At 76.7% G+C, this 1,151-nt stretch carries 1 protein-coding gene; it reads right to left on the bottom strand.

Features of this window, described 5'->3' with window-relative positions:
* On the bottom strand, positions 1 to 1,151 hold a 1,151-nt coding region (locus tag L7D48_RS28950), incomplete at both ends, for a glycoside hydrolase family 31 protein (protein ID WP_237884087.1).

A 1,151-nucleotide genomic window follows, 5' to 3' on the forward strand; every position in this document is an offset into this window, starting at 1 on the left:
TCCCCCGGGTCCGCGGCCACCACCCCGCCACCCGTACGCCCGGGCGGCGGAGCCCACACCTCCAGCTCGATCCCGCCCTCCGGCCCGGCCACCGGCACCACCGATCCCGCCCGGGCCAGCACCGGGATCCGCGCCCGCGGAGCCTCGACGACCACCCGGCCCGGGCCTCTGTGCACCTGCCCCGTCGCCGTGTCGTACCACCGCCCGCGCGGCAGCCGCACGGTACGGCGCACCACCCCCGGCTCCAGCACCGGTGCCACCAGCAGAGCGTCCCCCAGCAGGAACGCGTCCTCGCACTCCCGCAGCGCCCGGTCCTTCGGCGCGGCCCACCACAGCGGGCGCACGTACGGAGCCCCCGAGCGGTGCGCCAGCCGGGCCAGCGTCGCGAAGTACGGCAGCAGCCGCTCCCGCTCGCGCAGCGCCGCCCGCGCGTGCTCCAGCACCTCCGGACCGAACTCCCACGGCTCCAACCTCCCGGAACCCGGCACGGCCGGGGTGCGGAACAGCGGCAGGTACGCGGCCAGCTGGAACCAGCGCAGGTACAGCTCCGGCGACGGCCGCGGCGACCCCGCCGGTCCCCCGACGTCCGCACCGCAGTACGGCACCCCGCACAACCCCAGGCCGATCACCTGGGCGAGCGCGTCCCGCAGCCCCTCCCAGCCGGCCGACGTCTGATCCGTCCAGGTGCCGCCGTAGCGCTGCAGACCCGCCCAGCCCGAGCGCGACAGCAGCAACGGCCGCTCATGGGGCCGCAGACCCCGCAGCCCCTCGAAACCCGCACGGGCCATCGCCAGGGCGTAGACGTTGTGCGCCTCCCGGTGGTCGCCGCCGCGCGACTCCAGGCAGTGCCCGGCCGACCGGGGCAGCGTCGCGTCACCGAAGGCCGCCAGGGAGACCGGATCGTTCATCTCGTGGCAGAACCCGGCGAACCCCCGCGCCAGCCGCTCGGAGTACAGCCCTCCCCACCACTTGCGCACCCGCGGATCGGTGAAGTCCGGGTACACCGCCTCACCCGCCGGGCCCAGCCCGCGCACCGGCTCGCCCATCGGATCCCGGACGAAGGCGTCCTCGCCGAGCCCGCCGTCGTACACCGCCTCCCCCGGCTCCGCCCGCACCGCGGGATCCACGCACGACACCAGCCGCACCCCGCC

It is taken from the genome of Streptomyces sp. ICN903 (assembly GCF_022015835.1).
In the GTDB taxonomy this organism is placed as follows: Bacteria; Actinomycetota; Actinomycetes; order Streptomycetales; family Streptomycetaceae; genus Streptomyces; species Streptomyces fenghuangensis.